General features: G+C 69.2%; 15 protein-coding genes. 12 read left to right on the top strand and 3 right to left on the bottom strand.

The window, feature by feature from the left end; all coding sequences use genetic code 11:
* The 3 genes from KFLA_RS35805 to KFLA_RS21105 all read right to left on the bottom strand — a co-directional run bounded on the left by KFLA_RS35805 (nucleotide 1) and on the right by KFLA_RS21105 (nucleotide 4,010).
* Nucleotides 1-2,598 (bottom strand): tetratricopeptide repeat protein, encoded by a 2,598-nt coding sequence (locus KFLA_RS35805; protein WP_049797398.1) that lies wholly within the window; start codon nucleotides 2,596-2,598, stop codon nucleotides 1-3.
* Nucleotides 2,599-2,813: 215 nt separating this feature from the next.
* Nucleotides 2,814-3,116, bottom strand: a complete 303-nt coding sequence (locus KFLA_RS21110; RefSeq protein ID WP_148256688.1) for a hypothetical protein — start codon at nucleotides 3,114-3,116, stop codon at nucleotides 2,814-2,816.
* 78 nt (nucleotides 3,117-3,194) lie between these two features.
* Complete coding sequence (locus KFLA_RS21105) at nucleotides 3,195-4,010, bottom strand: class I SAM-dependent methyltransferase (RefSeq protein ID WP_012921844.1); 816 nt, start codon at nucleotides 4,008-4,010, stop codon at nucleotides 3,195-3,197.
* A gap of 397 nt (nucleotides 4,011-4,407) precedes the next feature.
* Between KFLA_RS21105 and KFLA_RS21100 the strand changes: the two genes are divergently transcribed.
* From KFLA_RS21100 to KFLA_RS21045, 12 genes are all read left to right on the top strand, one after another.
* Complete coding sequence (locus KFLA_RS21100) at nucleotides 4,408-6,243, top strand: ABC transporter substrate-binding protein (protein ID WP_012921843.1); 1,836 nt, start codon at nucleotides 4,408-4,410, stop codon at nucleotides 6,241-6,243.
* Nucleotides 6,240-7,337 carry an ABC transporter permease gene (locus KFLA_RS21095; RefSeq protein ID WP_012921842.1) on the top strand — a complete coding sequence of 366 codons (1,098 nt, stop codon included), beginning with the start codon at nucleotides 6,240-6,242 and terminating at the stop codon, nucleotides 7,335-7,337. Before KFLA_RS21100 ends, KFLA_RS21095 begins: the two co-directional genes overlap by 4 nt.
* 5 nt (nucleotides 7,338-7,342) lie before the next feature.
* On the top strand, nucleotides 7,343-8,218 hold the full coding sequence (locus KFLA_RS21090) for an ABC transporter permease (RefSeq protein ID WP_012921841.1): 876 nt from the start codon (nucleotides 7,343-7,345) through the stop codon (nucleotides 8,216-8,218).
* Entirely contained in the window at nucleotides 8,211-9,029 is an 819-nt protein-coding gene (locus KFLA_RS21085) for an ABC transporter ATP-binding protein (RefSeq protein WP_012921840.1), read from the top strand. The genes KFLA_RS21090 and KFLA_RS21085 overlap by 8 nt, the downstream gene beginning before the upstream one ends.
* Nucleotides 9,026-9,913 (top strand): ABC transporter ATP-binding protein, encoded by an 888-nt coding sequence (locus tag KFLA_RS21080; RefSeq protein WP_012921839.1) that lies wholly within the window; start codon nucleotides 9,026-9,028, stop codon nucleotides 9,911-9,913. Before KFLA_RS21085 ends, KFLA_RS21080 begins: the two co-directional genes overlap by 4 nt.
* Nucleotides 9,914-10,330: 417 nt before the next feature.
* Nucleotides 10,331-11,740 carry a family 2B encapsulin nanocompartment shell protein gene (locus KFLA_RS21075; RefSeq protein WP_012921838.1) on the top strand — a complete coding sequence of 470 codons (1,410 nt, stop codon included), beginning with the start codon at nucleotides 10,331-10,333 and terminating at the stop codon, nucleotides 11,738-11,740.
* Nucleotides 11,741-11,749: 9 nt separating this feature from the next.
* The gene (locus tag KFLA_RS21070; RefSeq protein ID WP_012921837.1) at nucleotides 11,750-14,194 is read left to right on the top strand and encodes a terpene synthase family protein; all 2,445 of its coding nucleotides are present in this window, start codon (nucleotides 11,750-11,752) and stop codon (nucleotides 14,192-14,194) included.
* Nucleotides 14,191-15,594: a family 2B encapsulin nanocompartment shell protein gene (locus tag KFLA_RS21065; RefSeq protein WP_012921836.1), complete on the top strand. Its 1,404-nt coding sequence runs from the start codon at nucleotides 14,191-14,193 to the stop codon at nucleotides 15,592-15,594. Before KFLA_RS21070 ends, KFLA_RS21065 begins: the two co-directional genes overlap by 4 nt.
* A gap of 9 nt (nucleotides 15,595-15,603) precedes the next feature.
* Nucleotides 15,604-16,710, top strand: a complete 1,107-nt coding sequence (locus KFLA_RS21060) for a family 2 encapsulin nanocompartment cargo protein polyprenyl transferase (protein ID WP_012921835.1) — start codon at nucleotides 15,604-15,606, stop codon at nucleotides 16,708-16,710.
* A 12-nt stretch (nucleotides 16,711-16,722) separates the two neighbouring features.
* Nucleotides 16,723-17,727, top strand: a complete 1,005-nt coding sequence (gene ispH / locus KFLA_RS21055; protein ID WP_012921834.1) for a 4-hydroxy-3-methylbut-2-enyl diphosphate reductase — start codon at nucleotides 16,723-16,725, stop codon at nucleotides 17,725-17,727.
* Nucleotides 17,724-18,491: a bestrophin-like domain gene (locus KFLA_RS21050; RefSeq protein ID WP_012921833.1), complete on the top strand. Its 768-nt coding sequence runs from the start codon at nucleotides 17,724-17,726 to the stop codon at nucleotides 18,489-18,491. Before ispH ends, KFLA_RS21050 begins: the two co-directional genes overlap by 4 nt.
* A 136-nt stretch (nucleotides 18,492-18,627) precedes the next feature.
* Complete coding sequence (locus KFLA_RS21045; protein WP_237706552.1) at nucleotides 18,628-19,818, top strand: DUF6923 family protein; 1,191 nt, start codon at nucleotides 18,628-18,630, stop codon at nucleotides 19,816-19,818.
* Nucleotides 19,819-19,870: the final 52 nt, after the last annotated feature.

The following is a 19,870-nucleotide window of genomic DNA, read 5'->3' as shown; positions in this document are numbered from 1 at the left end:
TCAGTTCCGGGAGAGCGCGTTCTCAGGGGCCTGGTCGAGCAGATGGGTGAGGGCGGGGTTGTCGATGCCGGCCGCGATCAGGCGCGCCTTGTCGGTGGCTTGCTCGTCGCCGAGGTGGCTGAGGTGGAGTTGGGCGCGGACGACGAGTTCGCGCATTTCGCAGCGCGCGGCGAGGGAGGCCAGTTGTGCCGCGACCGGGCGGGCGCGGTCCGGATCGGGCCGGACGAGGGCGGTGCTGGCTGCCGCGTCGAGGACGTAACCATGGACCCATTGGTAGCGGTCTGGCTCTCGGCTCGCGTGACCGGCGGCCTGGTCGAGCCAGCGGAAGGCGTTCGCGTAGTCCCCGCGGCCGGCGCTGACCATACCGAGACCGCGCGCTGCCATTCCTTCCCAGCAAGGGTCGTTGAGCTGGCAGCCGAGGGCCCAAGCCTGCTCGAAGCCGTCAGTTGCCTCGTCGACTCGGCCTGCGGCGAGGTCGAGTTCGGCCTGCAGCGCTTGAGGCCACGGTTGGAAGGCGATCCAGCGTTGCCGCCGGACCAGTTCGAGCGACTCGGCGATGGTTGCGGTGGCCTGGCTGTGGTTGCCGCGCAGCAGGTGCGCGCGGCCCAGAAGCGACAACGACCACGCCTGCTGTCGGTGGTCACCTTGTCCGGCTGCCAGCTGGACTGATTCGCCCAAGTACTCGAGCGCCGCAGGGTAGTCGGCCAGGTCGGAGGAGTTCATCCCGCGTACGCCGAGAATCGCCGCCAGCTCCTCGCCGGTAGCTGCCAGAGCCTGCGCCTTGCCTAGCCAGCTTTCCGCCGTCGCCCGCCGCCCGGCCTGGACCTCGACGAAACCGAGTTCCCGGTACGCCGTCACCACCGTCGCCCGGTCGCCGGCCTGTTGCGCGACCGCTATCGCTTCGTGCAGCACGATCGCGCCCTCTTCGTCGCGCCCGCGGATCGCGTGCACGAGAGCACCACCGAGAGCGGCGAGAGCGCGTCCCCGCAGTGCGACATCGTGGCTGCGCGCAGCCTCAGATACCGCTCTCCGAAGACATTCGAGCCCGGCCTCGACGGCGCCCGCGGCGATGGCGGCCCGCCCCGCTTCCAGCTGACTTGACGCCGCAGCGCGCGCCCCGACCGCCTGCCGCCAACGTTCCTCGCTAGGGGGCGTCTTCTGTCCCACCGGGGCCAACTCCCGTGCCGCCGGCGAGCCGTCCCGTGCCGGGGAGCCGTCCGGTGCCGGGGAGACGGTCCGTGCCTGGGAGCCGTCCCGTGCCGCCGCGAAGCGCCGTGCCGCCGCAGGCTCCCGATGTAGCTGCGCGGCGATCTCCTGAGCCGCGGTAGATAGGTCGGCTCCCGGCGCGGGTCCTGCGCGCGGACTCCGCGGAGAACCGTCCTGGTGGGGAAGCCGCGCAACGTGCGTTCCAGGGCTCGCGGTGCGCACAGGGCCTGCCGTGGGCAGTTCCGGTGCTGCGGGCCTGCTCCGGCCTGCCGCCACCGGAGGCGCAGCCACATCCGCTGCCGCAGCCGCGTCCCAGGTCGCAGCCACATCCGCTGCCGCGGCCGCGTCCCAGGTCGCAGCCACGTCCGCTGCCGCGGCCGCGTCCCAGGTCGCAGCCACGTCCGCTGCCGCGGCCGCGTCCCAGGTCGCAGCCACGTCCGCTGCCGCAAGCACGTCCGCTGCCGCTGCCGCGTCCGCTTCCGCAACCACGTCCGCTGCCGCAACCACGCCCGCCTCCGCTGCCGCAGCCGCGTCCGAGGTCGTTGCCGTGTCGCGCCCTGGCGCCACAGCCGGCCCCGCTGGCAACTCGTTGATCGGCGACCGTGCGCGGGGCGTCTTGGGAGATGCGGGCGATGTATCGCACGACGACTGTGCTCCGGCCGACCACGGTTGTGGTGCGTCCGCGCTGTGCCGTGATGCGTCTAGTCGGTCTTCTGGTGCGGTTGCTGCCTCTCGGAGGGCGGCGGATGGCTCGATGCCCAGTTCGCGGTTGAGCATGTCGTCACAGACTGCCACCTGGTGGAGCGCTGCCCGGCGATCTCCGGCGACCGCGAGGCTGCGGACCAGGAGCTCGTGGTTGCCCTGATCGAAAGGGTTCAAGTCGACTGCGCGGGCGGCGAAGGCGATCGCGTCGTGTCCGCGGCCGGCCGCCACAAGTCGCATGGCGACCTCACGGAGGCGGGCTTCCAGGGCGGCTGCTACTCGGTGGCGTTCGACCAGGAGCCAGGACTCGAACTCCGGGCACGCGGCCAGGTCGACGCCTTCGAGCAGCTCACCGTTGACGGTCAGCAACCTGGCGGCGTCGGACGCGTCAACCACTTCCAGCACGTCGACGATCAGCTTGTTTTCAAGGGATGCGACGATCGGGTCGCCGGTCAGGATGTCGGGTACGCCGAGGGCGCGGCGCAGTTCCGCCAAGCTCCAGCGCAGGGCGCCGAGGGGGTCGGCGGCGTCCGCGAACAGCAGTTCGGCCAGGCGCTTGCGGGTCGGTGGGCGTTCGGTGAGCAGCAGGTAAGCGAGCAGGGCCCAGCTCTTCCGGCCGCGCGGCGACCGGACCGCCACCCCGTCGTACTCGATCGTCGGCCGCCCGAGCAGCCGGATCGTGCCCATCATGAGTCCCACCCCCGCCCTTCAGTGTGGACCCACCACCCCGGTGATGTCACCGCCAACTCCGCCCCTGGCCGGCCTCATCTCCACGCGCCCCGCATCCGCCAGGGGCAAGCAATCGTCGACCCGTACGCCGGGCAGCGGCAGCACGATCGCGGCCACGCCGACGCGCTGCTGCTGCCGGGAGATCTGCCGGCAGCGCGGAAGCGGGTTGTCGTACCTCACCCTCCTCGACGCCGCGAACGCGCGCACACCGCGCAGACCGCGCACGCCGCGCAGACTGCGCGCGCCGCGCAGACCGGGAACGGCGCGAAGAGCGCGAACGCCGCGAACGGCACGAACAGCGTGAACGGCGCAAACGCCGCGCATGCCGCTAACGCGCACACCGCGCAGACTGCACAGACCGCGCACGCCGCACCGACCGCGAACGCCGCGCACGCCGTGCAGACCGCGAACGACGCGAACGACGCGAACGACGCGAACGACGCGAACGTCAGCACACCGCGTACGCCGCGAAAGCGCACCCCCGCACCCCGCGCACCCCGCGCACCCCGCACCCCGCGCACGCCGGGATCGCCCGGATCGCGCGTTCCCGGCGAGCCTCAGCGGCGTACGCCCACGGCTTCCAGGTACTCCGCGCGGGCGGCCACCGTTCCGTCATCGGCCTGGTTGAAGGAGCGCGGCACGTCGGCGAGCTCCGCCGCGAACGTGGCGCGGTCTTGCTCCGACAGGGACCCGGCGAGCTTGGTGATCGGGCCGTAGAACTGGCGGAACCACTCCGAGAAGTGCTCCGGCGAGTGGTAGCGGAAGACGTACTCGCGCTTGTTCAGCGCGATCCACTGCACCCGGTCGCCGAAGAGCTCGGTCAGGTGCTCCTCGGTACCCCACAACACGGCGGGCTTCACCCCGGCCGGCGGCGGAGTCCACTTGCCGACCACCTTGAACATCTGCCCGACCATGCCGGTCGGGGTCCAGCTGGAGAGCGCGATCTTGCCGCCGGGCGCGGTCACCCGGATGAGCTCGTCGGCCGCCTGCTGATGGTTCGGGGCGAACATCACGCCGACTGTGCTGAGCACCAGGTCGAACGAAGCGTCCGGCACCGGCAGGTTCTCCGCGTCACCTTCGGTGAATGTGACGTCCAGGTGCTCGGCGGCCGCGCGTTCCCGGCCCTGGGCAAGCAGGTTGGCGGCGTAGTCGACGCCGGTGGCCTCAGCGAATCGGCGGGCCGCCGCGATCGCCGCGTTGCCCTGGCCGCAGGCGACGTCGAGAGCGCGTTGCCCGGCCCGGACGTCGGCTGCCTCGACCAGCAGTTCGGCGATGATCTGCAGCGTGTTGCCGACCCGCGGGTAGTCACCGGTCTGCCAGCCCGCGCGCTGCTTGTCCTTGATCGCCGCGAAATCGACAGCGGTACTCGTCATGCGTGTTCCCCCTAGAACTGGTGCGTCCCCCGGTGACACGTGGCCCGGGACCGTCCCGGGACGTCGCCCGGTCCGGCGACGATGCCGATGCAACGCGCTCGCCGTGTGACGGACCGTGTGACGCCGACGATCACGCAACGCGAACTTTCGTTGTCAGTCCCCGCTTCGCCGTTGCGCAGTCGTAATCCGAGCACAACGGCCAACCTGCCAACGAAGTATTGCCATCGTTGTCATCGCTACCTATAGTCCTGGAAACGTTTCGGGCAGTCATCCCCCGCCCCTGGGCAAGCGAAACGGAGGTGCTTGCGTCACAGCGGCCCCCGGACGCCGTGCCGCCGTCGAACCGGCCCGCGCCGCGGCCAGGCCGAGCCCTCTCCGGACCGAAGGAGTTCCGAAAGTGAACGATGCCCCGCGCCCGCAGTTCGAGGACGTCGCCGATGTCCTGCGCTACCAGCTCAGCCGTCGCAGCCTGGTCGGAGGAGGTGCCGCGGCCGGTCTGGCCGGCTTGCTGGCCGCCTGCTCCGGGAGCGGCGGCTCGTACTCCGACAAGCCGGCGAACAAGCCCGCCGCCACCAAGTCCGTGCAGATCGGCAAGGCGAACATCCCCACGCCGCGTGACCAGACCGTGGTCGTCGGCCAGGTCGAGTACAACGTGTTCGACAGCTTCAACACGATGATCCCGAACGGCTGGCAGTCCGGCGCCGGGTTCGAGTCGGTCTGCCGCGAGGCGATGTTCTACCTCAACCTGGCCACCGGCGAGCTGAAGCCGTGGCTGGCCACCGGCTACAAGTACAACGACTCGCACACCCAGCTGACGTTCACGTTCGACCCGAAGGCGAAGTGGAGCGACGGCAAGCCGCTCACCGCGAACGACTTCCGGTTCACCGTGATGCTGCTCAAGGACCGCAAGGACCTGTTCGGTGGCGGTGGCGACCTGGGCGAGTTCGTTCAGGACGTCGAGGTGCCGGACCAGCACACCGCGGTGATCAAGATGAAGAAGGCGACGCCGCGGCTGCACTACACCTTCGTCGCCGCGATCGCCAGCGGGTTCGACATCCTGCCCGAGCACGTCTGGAAGGGGCAGGACCCCACCAAGTTCAAGGAGAACCCGCCGACCCGGACGGGGCCGTACAAGCTGAAGCAGGCGATCCGGAGCCAGAAGATGTTCGTCTGGGAGAAGAACCCGGACTACTGGGCCAAGGACCAGCTGGACCCGGCACCGCAGTACGTGGTCTACCAGAGCACCTCCAAGCAGGCGGACTCGGCGTCGCTGGCGTTCGAGCGGGCCGAGTTCGACGTCGGCTCGATCGACGAGCAGCACGCCAAGCAGCTGCGCAACGGCGGCTACCCGCACCTGGTCACCACTCAGTTCCACGACCCGAACCCCCGGGTGCTGTGGCTGAACTGCGACCCGGCCCGCGGTGTCATCGCCGAGCCGAAGATGCGCTGGGCCATCAACCACTGCCTGGACCGGGAGAAGATCGGCAAGTCGATCTGGCAGGTCGAGGTCCCGGCCGCGATCTACCCGTGGGCGGACTACCCGAGCAACGACAAGTGGAAGAACGACGAGCTCGCGGAGAGGTACAAGTTCGAGTACAACCTGGACAAGGCGAACGCGCTGCTGGACGAGATCGCGCCGAAGAACGCGGCCGGCAGACGGACGTACAAGGGCAAGGAGATCAATCTCGAGATCATCACCCCGGCCCCGGTGAACAAGGACGAGTACGCGATCGCGGACGTGCTCAAGACCGACCTCGCCAAGGTCGGCGTCCCGGCCACGCTGCGCAGCCTGACCGGCAGTGTGCACGACGAGAAGTTCCAGCGCGGCGAGTACGACATCGACTCGAACTGGGCCGGCTTCGCCTTCGACCCGCAACAGCTCTACACCGACTGGGAGAGCAGCAAGGCGCAGCCGATCGGCAAGAACGCGGCCGGCAAGAACAAGATGCGGCTGAGGAACCCCAAGCTGGACGAGCTGTCGCTCAAGCTGTCCCAGCTGGACCCGACCACGCCCGAGGCGAAGCCGCTGCTGGACGAGGCGCTGGAGCTCTACTTCCAGCAGTTGCCGTTGCTGCCGGTGATCCAGACCGGGTACCCGTCGTTCTTCAACACCGCCTTCTGGACCGGATGGCCGACCGACGACGACCTGTACCAGGTGCCGCTGAACTGGTGGTCGCACTTCATCTTCGTGCTCGGCCGGCTGAAGGCGACCGGGCAGAAGGGCCCGGCGTGACCGCCACCGCGCCGCCGGCCGAGACCGTGGTGGGAGAGAGCGCGGAGAGCGCTCCCTCCCGGGGCGGCCGGGCCTGGCTGGCGCGGCACCCGCTGGCGGCGTACGCGCTGCGCCGGTTCGGGCTCTACCTGGTCGAGCTGTGGGGAGCGCTGACGATCGCGTTCTTCTTCTTCCGGATGATCCCGGGCGACCCGATCCAGACGCTGATCCAGACCCTGCAGCAGAACTACGTCTACAACCAGCAGGCCAGCGAGGAGATCATCGAGCGGTACCGGCACGAGTTCGGGCTGGACGGCAACATCTTCTCGCAGTACCTGAAGTACATGGAGAACCTGATCCTGCACGGCGACCTGGGTCCGTCGCTGCTGAACTACCCGACGCCGGCGCAGGACGTCATCATGCACTCGTTGCCGTGGACCATCGGTCTGCTCGGTGTCGCCGCGGTGATGTCGTGGATCCTCGGCCTCGTCATCGGCGCGATCGCCGGCTGGCGGCGCGGCAAGCTGGGATCGACGATCACCACGAACCTGTCGATCGCGCTGGCCCACGTCCCGTTCTTCTTCGTCGCGCTGATCCTGGTCTACGTCTTCGCCTACACCCTCGGCATGCTGCCGGCCCGGTCGGCGTACGACTCCGCGATCAGTCCCGGGATCAGCGCCGACTTCATCGGGAGTGTGCTCAAGCACGCGCTGCTGCCCGGATTCTCGATCATGCTGATCGGAACCTTCGGCTGGATCCTGTCCACCCGGATGCTGATGGTCCCGGTGCTCGGCGAGGACTACCTGGTGTACGCCGAAGCCAAGGGCCTGAAGCCGTGGCGGATCCTGACCCGGTACGCGCTGCGCAACTGCTACCTGCCGCAGGTGACCGCGTTCGGCATCTCGCTCGGCTTCATCTTCAACGGCAACGTGCTGGTCGAGCAGCTGTTCAACTACCCGGGGCTCGGGACCACCCTGGTGACGGCGATCCAGCAGCTCGACTTCAACACGATCATCGGCGTGACCGACATCGCGATCTTCTCGGTGCTCACCGCCGTTCTCCTGCTGGACCTCCTCCTACCGCTGCTTGACCCTCGGGTCAAGTACTGGAAGTGATCGCGATGCGTCTCCTCACCGCGACAGTGAAAACCGTGCGGCAGAGTCACCGGCTCGCCGCGGGACTGGTGATCCTGACCCTGATGGTGCTGCTGGCCGTGCTCAGCCCGGTGCTGGTCGATGCCATCGGCAAGGGCACGGACCCGATCGAGCTGGCGGCGTACGAGAAGTGGCTGGTGCCTTCGGCCGACCACCTGCTGGGCACCGACCAGTACGGCCGCGACGTGCTGGCGATGGTGATCAGCGCGCTGTCGGTGTCGCTCCAGATCGGTGCGATCGCCGGGGTGATCTCCACCGTGGTCGGCGTGGTGGTCGCCTTCGTCGCCGGCTACAAGGGCGGCTGGGTGGACGGTGTGCTGTCCACCTTCACCGGGATCCTGCTGGTGATCCCGACGTTCCCGCTGCTGATCGCGCTCTCCGCGTACGCCAAGAACGTCAGCCTGTTCCAGGTCGGCGTGATGATCTCGATCTTCAGCTGGCCGTTCGCGGCCAAGACGATCCGCTCGCAGGTGCTCAGCCTGCGGTCGCGCCCGTACGTCGACCTGGCCCGGGTGAGCAAGGCCCGGGACCTGGAGATCATCGCCACCGAGCTGCTGCCCAATCTGCTGCCGTTCATCGGCGTCGGGTTCGCCTCCTCGGCGCTCGGCGCGATCTTCGGGCTGGTCGGGCTGGAGGTGATCGGACTCGGGCCGGGCGGCGTGATCGATCTCGGCCAGATCATCTTCAACGCGATCAACACCGGTGCGCTGACGCTCGGTGCCTGGCCGATGTTCGTGGTGCCGATCGTGCTGCTGACGTTGCTGTTCGCGGCGTTGAACATGATTAACATCGGACTGGAAGAGGTCTACAACCCGCGGCTGAGAGGAGTTGCCGGTGAGTGACGACGAGATCGTGCTGGAGATCTCCGGCCTGGAGGTCGGCTACTCGACCAACCGGGGCGAGGTGAAGGCGGTGCGCGGCCTGGACCTCGCGGTCCGCCGCGGCGAGATCCTCGGCATCGCGGGGGAGTCGGGCAGCGGCAAGAGCACGCTCGCCGTGGCGCTGCTGCGGTTGCTCAAACCACCCGGCAAGGTGATGGCGGGGAGCGCTCTCTTCCGTCCCCGCGGACGTTCTCCCGTTGATCTGCTGAAGGTCTCCGGCGAGGAGCTGCGGGTACTGCGCTGGAGCGCGCTGTCCTACCTGCCGCAGGGCTCGATGAGCTCGCTCAACCCGGTGATGCGAATTGGTGACCAGTTCCGGGACGTGATCCTGGAACACGCCCCGGAACGCAAGGACACGCTCTCCGAGCTGATCCCACGGTTGCTCGGCCAGGTCGGGCTGGAGCCGGCGGTCGCCCGGATGTACCCGCACGAGCTGTCCGGCGGCATGAAGCAGCGTGTGCTGATGGCGATCTGCGTCGCGCTCGAACCCGACCTGGTGATCGCCGACGAGCCGACCACCGCGCTCGACGTCACGATCCAGCGGGTGATCCTGCAGAGCCTGGTGGACCTGCAACGCGACTTCGGCGTGACCCTGATGGTGATCTCGCACGACATGGGCGTGCACGCTCAGCTGGCCGACCGGGTCGCGGTGATGTACGAAGGCAGCCTGGTCGAGGTCGGTGACGTACGGCAGGTCTACAAGCAGCCGCGGCACGAGTACACCCGGCAGCTGATCGAATCGATTCCGCTAGTGGGCCGGAGGGCATCGTGACCAAGACCATCGAGCTCAGTGGCGTCCAGCAACGATTCCACGCCCGGGGCGCGGTCGGCGGCTACCTGACCGCGGTCCAGGACGCCACCTTCACGCTCGCCCCGGAGCCGCCGCAGGTGGTCAGCCTGGTCGGCCAGAGCGGCAGCGGCAAGAGCACGATCGCCCGCAACGTGCTCGGCCTGCAGAAGCCGACCAGCGGCACCGTGCGGTACGGCGGCAAGGACATCTTCAAGCTCACCCGCGCCGAGTACGACGACTACCGGCGCAACGTGCAGCCGGTCTTCCAGGACCCGTACGCGATCTTCAACCCGTTCTACCGGGTCGACCGGGTGCTGTGGAAGGCGGTGAAGAAGTTCGGCCTGGCCTCCAGCCGGTCCGAAGGGCTGGCTCTTATCGAGCGGTCACTCGAAGCGGTGAAGCTCGAGCCGGAGCGCGTGCTCGGCCGGTACCCGCACCAGCTCTCCGGTGGCCAGCGGCAACGGGTCATGCTGGCCCGGATCCACATGCTGCGACCGGCCTTCGTGATCGCCGACGAGCCGGTCTCGATGCTCGACGCCCAGGTCCGCCGGCTGTTCCTCGACATCCTGCTCGACTTCCAGCGCGAGTACGGCATGACGACCCTGTTCATCACCCACGACCTGTCGACCGTGTACTACCTGGGCGGGTCCGTGATGGTGATCAACCGCGGCGTCATCGTGGAACGCGGCCCGGTCGACACCGTGATGCACGAGCCGTCCCACCCGTACACCCGGCTGCTGCTCGACTCCATCCCGCAGCCCGACCCCGACCTGCGCTGGACCGGCCGGATCGAGGTCGACGAGCTGTCCGGAACCGCCGAGGCCGGGACGCCGAAGGCAACCGCTCCGGAGACGCCGATCATCTGACCGGTCGGTTGCCCGGTGCATCGGCCGCGGTGCAGATCGGGGCCGAGGGCATTGACCAGGGGTGCCGTGAGCAATTAATACGTGGTCGCCAGGACTTGGCAAGATTGTCACTGTGTGCGCCCCTTGACGCACACGGTGATGGTCCGGTTACGGTGTGTTGCGTTTCCAGCCGGACTGGCCGGGCAGGGCGAACTGGGAGCCCTGAGCGGTCGCAGCCCGGCCTGTCCGGTCCCGCGCCGGTGTTGCCGCCGACGACGGGAACAGTGCCGGCTGGAGCGTCCACGCAGTCGACGAGCCGTTCCTTCCTGCCTGCCCGCGCGCCTCCACCCACCGAAGAACCCACACCCCGCGTCCCGGGGTGCGGTGCGTGCTGCGCCTGGGCGGTCCGAACCGACAGGTGGTGCTTACCGCGTGACCATGACCCAACCGGCGTCCTCGGACGCCCAAGTGCAGCGCCCGCAACTGAGCCTCGGAACCGCGGCCGCGCGGAACCTGGCGACCACGACCAAGTCCGAGCCGCAGATGCAGGGCATCACCTCCCGGTGGTTGCTCAAGATGCTGCCCTGGGTGCAGGTGAACGGGGGCGCGTACCGGGTGAACCGGCGGCTGAGTTACGCCGTCGGCGACGGCCGGGTCACCTTCACCACGACCGGCGCCGAGGTGCGGGTGATCCCGCAGGAGCTGTGTGAGCTGGCCCTGCTGCGCAGCTTCGACGACGTCGAGGTGCTGACCGAGCTGGCCGGCCGGTTCGAGCAGCAGGAGTACCAGCCGGGCGACGTGCTGGTCGAGCGCGGCCGGCCCGCGGACCGGATCTGCCTGATCGCGCACGGCAAGGTGAACAAGATCGGCGCCGGCAAGTACGGCGACGAGACCGTGCTGTCGACGCTGACCGACGGGGACCACTTCGCCTACCAGGCGCTTCTCGAGTCCGAGGACCACTGGCAGTACACCGTCAAGGCGATCACCCCGTGCACGGTGCTGTCGCTGTCGCAGGACGCGTTCGAGGACCTGGTCGCGCGATCCGACAGCCTGCGCGCACATGTCGAAGCGTTCCGCGCGAACCCGGCGCCGGCACAGGACGAGTACGGCGAGGCGGCGATCGCGCTGGCGTCCGGGCACGAGCAGGAGGCCGAGCTGCCCGGTACGTACGTCGACTACGAGACCACGCCGCGCGAGTACGAGTTGAGCGTCGCCCAGACCGTACTGCGGGTCCACACGCGGGTGGCGGATCTCTACAACCACCCGATGGACCAGACCGAGCAGCAGTTGCGGCTGACCATCGAGGCGCTGCGGGAACGCCAGGAGCACGAGATGGTGAACAACCGCGAGTTCGGCCTGCTGCACAACGCTGACCTGAGCATGCGGATCCCGACCCGGACCGGCCCGCCGACGCCCGGTGACCTGGACGAGTTGCTCGGCATGGTCTGGAAGGAGCCGGCCTTCTTCCTGGCCCATCCCCGCTCGATCGCGGCGTTCGGGCGGGAGTGCACGAAGGCCGGCGTCTACCCGGACAGCGTGGACCTCGGCGGCCACCGGGTCCCGGCCTGGCGCGGCGTACCGATCTTCCCGTGCAACAAGATCGGCATCAGCGAGACCCGGACCAGCTCGATCATGCTGCTGCGCACCGGCGAGGACAGCCAGGGGGTGGTCGGCCTGCACCAGACCGGGCTGCCGGACGAGTACGAGCCGGGGCTGTCGGTGCGGTTCATGAACATCAACGAGAAGGCGATCATCAACTACCTGGTCAGCGCGTACTACTCGGCCGCCGTCCTGGTCCCCGACGCTCTCGGCATTCTCGAGGACGTCGAGATCGGGCGCGAGAGCTAGGACCGGGAGGTGAGAGCGCCACAACCGCCGGGAGCCGCCGCCCGGCTCGTCTCCCACGTCGGGCGGGACGCGACAGACGAGCCGGGCGGCCTGACCAAGGGCGGTTCGCCGCCCACGGGCCGGCCGACCCCGAGCACCGGACAATCGACCCTCAGGACCGGACAGCCCACGTCCAACGCCCGACAGCCAGCCCCGAGCCGCGAACGCGCGGCGCCGAGCGGCGGACAGCCGTACCAGTTGCCGGAGTTCTACGTGCCGTACCCGGCGCGGATCAACCCGCACCTGGAGCAGGCGCGCGAGCACAGCCGGGCCTGGGCGTACGCGTTCGACATGATCGACGTTCCCCAGCAGGGCAAGGCGATCTGGGACCTGCGCGATTTCGACTCCCACGACTACGCCCTGCTCTGCGCTTACACGCACCCGGACGCCGGCGCCGCGGCGCTCGACCTGGTGACCGACTGGTACGTCTGGGTCTTCTACTTCGACGATCACTTCTTGGAGCTCTACAAGAAGACCCAGGACACCGCCGGCGCCAAGGCGTACCTGAACCGGCTGGCGGCGTTCATGCCGGTCGACGGCGCGATCACGGAAACGCCCGAGAACCCGGTGGAGCGCGGTCTCGCCGATCTCTGGGCCCGGACCGTGCCGTCGATGTCGGAGGGCTGGCGGCGCCGGTTCGCGGCGACCACGGAAAGCCTGCTGGCGGAGTCGCTGTGGGAGCTGTCCAACATCAGCGCCGGCCGGTTGCCGAACCCCATCGAGTACGTCGAGATGCGCCGCAAGGTCGGCGGCGCGCCCTGGTCGGCGAACCTGGTCGAGTACGCCGTCCAGGCGGAGGTGCCGGAGGAGGTCGCGCACGCCCGGCCGCTGAAGGTGCTCAGCGACACGTTCTCCGACGCGGTGCACCTGCGCAACGACCTGTTCTCGTACCAGCGCGAGGTGGAGGCCGAGGGCGAGCTGAACAACGGCGTGCTGGTGGTGGAGCGCTTTCTCGGCTGTTCTCCGCAGCGGGCGGCGGATCTGGTGAACGACATCCTCACCTCGCGACTGCACCAGTTCGAGAACACTGCGCTCACCGAGGTGCCGCCGCTGCTGGCGGAGCACCGAATCAGTCCGCAGGGCCGGCTCGATGTTCTGAGCTATGTGAAGGGTCTGCAGGACTGGCAGTCGGGTGGGCACGAGTGGCACCTGCGGTCGAGCCGCTACATGAACGACGGCGGCCAAGCGGCCACGCTCGGACCGAGCGCGTTGCTCGACGGGCCGAAAGGGCTCGGCACGGCCGCGAGCCGAATCCTGCAGTCGATGGTGACGTCGGCGCCGTACCGGATTCGCAGCTACACCCATCGCCTGTACGACGTGGTCGAGCCGTTCGAGCGGCCGGAGCTGTACATGCCGTACCGGGCGAAGCTCAGTCCCCACCTCGACCGGGCACGGGCGAACGTGCTCGAGTGGGGTCAGCGGATGGGACTCACCGACGGGGTCATCTGGGACGCGCGCATGTTGCTCGCCAACGACCTGCCGTTGTGCGCGGCGGGGATCCACCCGGATGCCGACCCGGATGCGTTGGACCTGTCCAGCCAGTGGCTCGCTTGGGGCACCTATGCCGACGACTACTACCCGGTGGCGTTCGGCCGGTCGCGGGACCTGGTCGGTGCGAAGGCGACAAACAAGCGGTTGTCGGCGCTGATGCCGTTGGAGCTGGACGCTGCCGGGCCGCCGGTGCCCGGGAACGCGCTGGAGCGCTCTCTGGCCGATCTCTGGAGCCGGACCGCGGGGCCGATGGCACCGGACGCGCGGCGGGCATTCAAGGACGCGGTCGAGACGATGATCGACAGCTGGCTGTGGGAGCTGGCGAACCAGTTCCAGCACCGGATCCCGGATCCGGTCGACTACCTGGAAATGCGCCGGCGGACGTTCGGCTCCGATCTCACCATGAGCCTGTGCCGGATCGGCCACGGCCGCACGGTACCGCCGGAGATCTACCGGACCCGCCCGATCCGGGCGCTGGAGAGCGCGGCCGCGGACTATGCGTGCCTGCTCAACGACGTGTTCTCGTACCGCAAGGAAATCCAGTACGAGGGCGAGCTGCACAACGGGGTCCTGGTTGTGCGGAACTTTCTCGACTGTGACCTGAGCACGGCGTTCGCGGTGGTGAACGAGCTGATGACCGCGCGGATGCGGCAGTTCGAGCAGCTGGTCGCGGTGGACCTGCCGGTGCTGTTCGACGACTACGAGCTCGGCGACGACGTCCGACGGGTGCTCACCGGGTACGCCGAGGAGCTGCAGAACTGGATGTCGGGAATTCTCGTCTGGCACGCCGGCTGCCGCCGGTACGACGAAGGCGCGCAGCTGCATCTGCCGCGCAAGCTGCTCGGCGGCGCGACCGGCCTCGGCACATCTGCCGAATCCATCGGACGGTCCTTGGCCATGAAGCGACTGGAGGGTGCACTGTGACCACCTCGGAGACCGAGACCGAAACCCAGACCAGGCCGCAGCTCAGCCTGGGGACCGCGGCGGCGCGGCAACTGGCGTCCACCACCAAGTCGGTGCCGCAGATGCAAGGCATCTCGCCGCGCTGGCTGCTGCGGATCCTGCCCTGGGTGGAGACCAAGGGCGGGGCCTACCGGGTGAACCGGCGGACCAGCTACGCGATCGGCGACGGCCGGCTGACCTTCTCCGCCACCGGGGCCGACGTACGGGTGATCCCGCAGGAGTTGACCGAGCTGCCGCCGCTGCGCGAGCTGCAGGATCCGGAGGTACTGCAGGAACTGGCGAACCGCTTCGGGCAGGAGGAGTACGAGGCGGGCCAGGTGCTGACCGAGTTCGGCAGCCGGATCGACGACGTGCTTCTGATTGCCCACGGCAAGATCAGCAAGATCGGCATCGGGCGCTACGGTGACGGGACCGATCTGGGCACGGCCGCGGACGGCGACTACCTCGGCGAGCAGTTGTTCACCGATCCACCGGAAAGTATCTGGGAGTACACCGCCCGCACGACCACCCGGTGCACCGTGCTGCGGCTGACTCGTCAGGCGCTCGAGCAGTTGAGGGACCGGTCCGAGGTACTGCGCGAGCACCTGGACGAGCTCCGGTCCCGGCCGCGTCCGGCCCAGAACAAGAACGGAGAGGCCGAGATCGCGCTCTCTTCGGGTCACGCGGGCGAGGCGGACCTGCCCGGCACCTACGTCGACTACGACCCGGCACCGCGGGAGTACGAGCTGAGCGTCGCGCAAACGATCCTGCGGGTCCACACCCGGGTCGCGGATCTCTACAACCACCCGATGGACCAGACCGAGCAGCAGTTGCGGCTGACCATCGAGGCGCTGCGGGAACGCCAGGAGCACGAGATGGTGAACAACCGCGAGTTCGGCCTGCTGCACAACGCGGACTTCAAGCAGTGCATCTACCCGCGCACCGGTCCGCCGACCCCCGACGACTTCGACGAGCTGCTGACCCGGCGCCGCAAGCCCCGGGCGCTGCTGGCCCACCCGCGGGCGATCGCCGCCTTCGGCCGGGAGTGCAGCAAGGCCGGGGTCTACCCGGAAAGCGCTCTCGTCGAGGGCCGGCGGGTGCAGGCGTGGCGCGGCGTACCGATCCTGCCCTGCAACAAGATCCCGATCGCCGCCGACAACACCACGTCGGTGATCGTGCTGCGGACCGGCCTGGAGGACGAAGGTGTCGTCGGTCTGCGGCAGACCGGGTTGCCGGACGAGATCGAGCCCGGACTCAACGCCCGGTTCATGGAAATCAACGAGAAGGCCGTCACGTCGTACCTGGTCAGCACCTACTACTCGGTGGCGGTGCTGGTCCCGGACGCTCTCGGTGTGCTGGAGAACGTCGAGCTCGGTGGATGAGGAGAGACGATGACGACACTCGAACGACTCGATCCCGCGGACAGTCCACCGAGCGGTACGACGGACGGCACGGGAGCGACCACGTCAGGTGACGCGATGAACAGGGTCCTCGCGCAGCGGGCACTCGGCTGGTCCCGGGACCAGGTCGAGCCGGCGCTGCGGGCCGCGGTCGGCAAGTTGCCGCTGGCAACGCAGCGGATCACCAACTACCACTTCGGCTGGGAGGACGAGGACGGCACGCCGACCCGCGCCGACGGCGGCAAGGCGCTTCGCCCGGCGCTGGCTTTGCTGGCGTCGCAAGCGGTCGGCGGTACGACGGCCGCCGCGGTGCCCGCCGCGGTGGCGGTCGAGCTGGTGCACAACTTCTCCCTGCTGCACGACGACGTGATGGACTGCGACACGACCCGGCGGCACCGCGCGACCGCGTGGACGGTGTTCGGTCTCGGGCCGGCCATCCTGGCGGGCGATGCCCTGCTCAGTCTGGCGTTCGACGTCCTCGTGAGCAGTGGTGAGCCGGCGGCCGACGACGGGGCGAAGGTGCTCGGGCAGGCGGTCCAGGAGCTGGTCGAAGGGCAGCTCGCCGACGCGCACTTCGAGATCCGCAACGACGTGACGCTGAGCGAGTGCCTCCGGATGGCGCAGCTCAAGACCGGGGCGCTGCTCGGCTGTTCGACGGCGCTCGGGGCGATGTTCGGTGGTGGCCGGTCCGAGCAGGTCGATCACCTGCGGCTGTTCGGCGAGGATCTCGGTCTCGCGTACCAGTACGTCGACGACCTGCTCGGGATCTGGGGCGATCCGCGAGTCACGGGCAAGCCGGTGCACTCGGACCTGCGGCGGCGGAAGAAGTCGCTGCCGGTGATCGCCGCGCTCACGTCGGGGACCGCTGCCGGCCAGGAACTGGCCGCGCTCTACCAGGGATCGCGCGATCTGACCGACGCCGAGCTGGTGCGGGCGGCCGGGTTGATCGACGAGGCCGGGGCGAAGGCGCAGAGCCAGGCACAGGCCGACGCGTTGCTGACTGCGGCGCTCGGCGAACTGCGCTCGGCGAGCGGTGCAGTGGGCGCCGCGGACGACCTGGAGCGGCTGGCGCGATGGGCGACCCGTCGCGACCGTTGAGGAGGGGGACTGATGACCAGACGCACCATCCTGCTGGCTTCGCCGCGGTCGTTCTGCGCCGGCGTCGAGCGAGCCATCGAGATCGTGGAGCAGTTGCTGGCCCGGCGGCGTTCGCCGGTCTACGTCCGCAAGCAGATCGTGCACAACACTCACGTCGTGGCCGACCTCGAGAGCCGTGGCGCGGTGTTCGTGGACGAGCTCGACGAAGTGCCGGCGGACGCGACCGTGGTGTTCTCCGCTCATGGTGTCGCCCCGGCAGTCCGAGCGGAGGCGGAGCGGCGCGGGCTCGACGTGGTCGACGCGACCTGCCCGTTGGTGACCAAGGTGCACGCCGAGGCCCGCCGGTACGCCGGCCGCGGCGACACCGTCGTCCTGATCGGGCACGCGGGGCACGAGGAAGTCGAAGGCACGATGGGGGAGGCGCCGGACCGGACCGTTCTGGTCGAGACCGTCGACGACGTGGCGGCGCTGGAGGTGGAGGATGCAGGGCGGGTCTCCTACCTGACTCAGACGACTTTGGCGGTGGACGAGACCGCCGCCGTTCTCGATGCGCTCCGCGCCAAATTCGGCGCGCTGCGCGGCCCCGACTCGGCTGACATCTGCTACGCCACCACCAACCGGCAAGAGGCACTGGGAGCGCTCTCCGATGACGCCGACCTGGTTCTCGTGGTCGGCTCGGACAACTCGTCGAATTCGCGCCGCCTGGTCGAGCTCGCCAGGCGACGCGGCACTCCGGCGTACCTGATCGACGACGGGTCCGGTCTCCGGCCGGAGTGGCTCGACGGGGTCAGGGTGATCGGCCTGACTGCCGGCGCGTCGGCGCCGCCACGGTTGGTGGACGGTGTGGTCGCTGCTCTGGCTGCCTTCGGTCCGGTGGATGTGGTCGAGCGGGAGATCACGCGGGAGACCGTGCACTTCACTCTCCCAGTGGCGGTGCGCAGCGGGGCTGTGCGCGACCGGGGCTGCGTCGGTCCTGGTGAGTTTCGCGTCCAGAGCGGGAGGGGGAGCCAGGGATGAGCCTGTTCTTCAGCGGTCTGTTCTGGGTGCTCGGGTTGATGATGGTGACCGCGGTTCTGGCCGTGATCCTGCGCAAGGCCCGGCAGCGGTTCGGGCGGGAGGCGAACAACGAGGTCGCCGGGCAGGTGTTCACCATCGTCGGCGGCGTCAACGTCGTGATCGCCGCGTTCGTGCTGATCTCGCTGTTCGACGCCACCGACAAGGCGGACGAGAACACCTACCAGGAGGCGAACGCGCTGGTCGCGGTCCGCTGGGCCAGCGAGTCGCTGGCCGAGCCGGCCCGGTCGCGGGTCGAGGAACTGACCCAGTCGTACGCGAACGAGGTGGTCCAGGTGGAGTGGCCGGCGCTGCGGGCCGGAGGGCCGGTGGGAGGGCAGGGCTGGGAGCTGCTGTCGGAGTTGCAGGGCGAGGTGGAGCGCGTTCCGACGAGGACCGACCGGGAGGAGAACAGCCGGATCGAGGCGTCGACGCAGCTGTGGAACGTGTACCAGGCCCGGCAGGACCGCCTGAATGCCAGCGGGAACGGGGTGAGCGCGATCGTGTGGTTCGCGATTCTGGTGGGAAGCGCGATGTCGGTCGGGCTGATGTTCATGTTCGGCGGACCGGGCGTCTACTCGTACGCCGTGATCGTGTCGATGTTGTCGGGGGCGATCGCGCTGATGCTGTTCGCGATCTACCAGCTGCAGGATCCGTTCAGCGGTGGAGCAAGTGTGGGACCGGATGCGTACGTCGCTGCGCTGACCCGGCTGGCCCGCAGTGGCTAGGACGGTCCCACGTCGTCAACGCGTGGGGGTGATCGGGCTGGCATCGGGACTGGCGGTGCTGCCGGTGGTGCTGATGTCCCAGGTGTCATCGGCAGACGCCGGATGCGTCGTGCTGCAGGTGGATTCGAGTGGGCCCGTGTCGTTGTCGCGATTGCGGCGGGTCGAGCTGCCGTCGGGCCGGGTCACGGAACTGGGCAAGCTGGACTACCTGGTCGACGCCATGGGGTACGCGCGATCGCAGGATCTCGTCTACGGCATCGCCTCGCGGGACCGGCACGGCTGGCTGCACCGGCGCCCGCATCTGGTGACGATCAACCGCCAGGGCCTCGTCAGGGACCTGGGCGAGGTACGCCGTGGCGTCGGCGGGGTCGCCGCTCCGACGGCCGGCGCGGTGGCTGGACATCGGCTCTACCTGCGCGACGGACTCCGGCTCTTCACGATGGACATCGACCCGGACAGTACGACGTACAAGAGTGTGCTGCGGGTGGTTCGGCTGAAGCCGGTGCTCGGGGCGTTGACCGTGGACGACCTGGCGGCGGATCCGGTGAGCGGGTTCCTGTACGGGATCTCCACAGTCGGTGCGGGGCCGGCCAAGGTGGTCAGCGTCGACCCGGGCAGCGGGACAGTCCGTGCTGTCGCCGATGTGCGCGGGGTGCCGTCGACGGCGTCGTACACCTCGGTGGTGCTGTCCGGGAGAGCGCTCTATGCCGTTCACACCCGTCCGGGCTCTCGGAGCCGGGCCGTTCGGATCGCGCTCTCTGGAGAAGTGCGGGAGGTGACGTCGTGGGAACCGGTGTGGACCGGGGATGCAGCTGGTTGCCTGCAGCAAGTGCCCACTCCGCCGCCACCTCCACCGACGCCGACACCGCGGCCGCCGACTGCGTCGCCGCCGCCTTCGCCGACGCAGACGCCGAGGCCGCCGTCGCCTCCGCCGACAGTCCGTCCTCCGAGCCCCCCGCCGCCTGGTGTACGTCCGCCCAGTCCACGTCCGCCTAATGCTCGTCCGCCTAGCTCGACGCCGCCGAATCGTCGGCCGGTGTCTCCGGGGCCGAGCCCGCGCCCGACCGCAACCACGCCCCTGCCGACGCCGACGGAGGCTGCTGAGTTGCCGGTCCGTCCGACTCCGTCGCCCACCCCTCGCCCGACGAGTCGGCCGCTTCCGCCGCTCGTGACCCCGCCGGTGGTCAGCGTGGCGCCGCGGATGGCGGCGGTTCCTGAGGAGCCGGACGACACTGTGCTCGTTCTGCGACGGTGGTCGCTCGCGACCCTGCTGATGATCCTGACCGGCGCCGCCGCGATGGCCGCCCAACGCCGGATGCGCCGATGAACTGCCGTGCGGGTCAGTCGAGGGTGGCCTCGGTTGGCGTCCAGAACCGGCC

This window comes from Kribbella flavida DSM 17836, assembly GCF_000024345.1.
In the GTDB taxonomy this organism is placed as follows: domain Bacteria; phylum Actinomycetota; class Actinomycetes; order Propionibacteriales; family Kribbellaceae; genus Kribbella; species Kribbella flavida.
Note: the sequence above shows the minus strand (reverse complement) of the source record. Positions and strands in the feature narration are given on the sequence as shown.

Bases quoted from the DNA above. Each gene is read 5' to 3' on its own strand.
- KFLA_RS21060 (WP_012921835.1), top strand. From the start codon at position 15,604: ATGACGACACTCGAACGACTCGATCCCGCGGACAGTCCACCGAGCGGT.
- KFLA_RS21090 (WP_012921841.1), top strand. From the start codon at position 7,343: ATGCGTCTCCTCACCGCGACAGTGAAAACCGTGCGGCAGAGTCACCGG.
- KFLA_RS21050 (WP_012921833.1), top strand. From the start codon at position 17,724: ATGAGCCTGTTCTTCAGCGGTCTGTTCTGGGTGCTCGGGTTGATGATG.
- KFLA_RS21075 (WP_012921838.1), top strand. From the start codon at position 10,331: ATGACCCAACCGGCGTCCTCGGACGCCCAAGTGCAGCGCCCGCAACTG.
- KFLA_RS35805 (WP_049797398.1), bottom strand. From the start codon at position 2,598: ATGATGGGCACGATCCGGCTGCTCGGGCGGCCGACGATCGAGTACGAC.
- ispH (WP_012921834.1), top strand. From the start codon at position 16,723: ATGACCAGACGCACCATCCTGCTGGCTTCGCCGCGGTCGTTCTGCGCC.
- KFLA_RS21105 (WP_012921844.1), bottom strand. From the start codon at position 4,010: ATGACGAGTACCGCTGTCGATTTCGCGGCGATCAAGGACAAGCAGCGC.